At 66.0% G+C, this 761-nt stretch carries 1 protein-coding gene and 1 pseudogene; both read left to right on the top strand.

Annotation, left to right across the window (positions count from 1 at the left end; genetic code table 11):
• Positions 1–549, top strand: a 549-nt coding sequence (locus C5F46_RS16260) for an efflux RND transporter periplasmic adaptor subunit (RefSeq protein ID WP_146160267.1), incomplete at its 5' end; no start/stop codon positions are given.
• Positions 546–761 (top strand): annotated as a pseudogene (locus C5F46_RS16255) (ABC transporter permease); the annotation flags it as partial. The gene C5F46_RS16260 and the pseudogene C5F46_RS16255, both read left to right, overlap by 4 nt.

The raw sequence follows: 761 nt of genomic DNA, 5'->3' as shown, positions 1-761 counted from the left end.
GTCGTGGCTCGCCACGTCGAGCCGGGCACGGTGGTCAAGGCCGGTGATCCAATCTTCAGCCTGATTGATCCGGCATCGGTTTGGGTTCAGGCCTTCATCGACGAAGAACGCGCCGGCCAACTGGCGCTTGGGCAAGTTGGGGTCATCCGCCTGCGGTCACAGCCTGCGGCCGAGTTTCACGGCACCGTCGCCCGGATCGGGCTGGAAAGCGACCGCGTGAACGAAGAGCGCCGCGTCTGGTTGACCTGCTCGGATTGCCCGCCCGCGATGTTTCTTGGCGAACAGGCCGAGGTGCGTATCCTGACCGGCACACGCGACCGCGCCCTGATGGTGCCCGAGGTGGCGATCACCGGCTTTGACGGCTTTCGCGGCACGGTCTGGCTGGTGCAGGATGGCCGGTTGCGCCGCGCCGAACTGACTTTTGGCGCGCGCGACGACCGGGGCCGGGTTGAGGTGACAGGCGGCCTGCCCGACGGTGCCGCGATTGTCGCCATGCCGACGAAAGGCTCCGACGAAGGCAGACTGGCCCGGATCGAGGACGCGCCATGAATCTGGCGCTGAAAGACATCCGCCACGGGCTGTTCCGCTTTGTGCTGACCTGTTTCGGTTTGGGCCTGCTGATGACGGTCGTTCTGGCGATGATCGGCATCTACAACGGGCTTGTGGCCGATGCTTTGGCGGTGGTCAAAGCGCCCGCGGCAGAGGTCTGGGTGGTCGAGGCGGGCACCAAGGGGCCTTTTGCCGAAGCCTCCTCAATCCCC

Origin of the sequence: Phaeovulum veldkampii DSM 11550, assembly GCF_003034995.1 — a bacterium.
Classification (GTDB): Bacteria; Pseudomonadota; Alphaproteobacteria; order Rhodobacterales; family Rhodobacteraceae; genus Phaeovulum; species Phaeovulum veldkampii.
The sequence above is the reverse complement of the archived record's forward strand: the minus strand, read 5'-3'. Positions and strand labels throughout refer to the sequence as shown.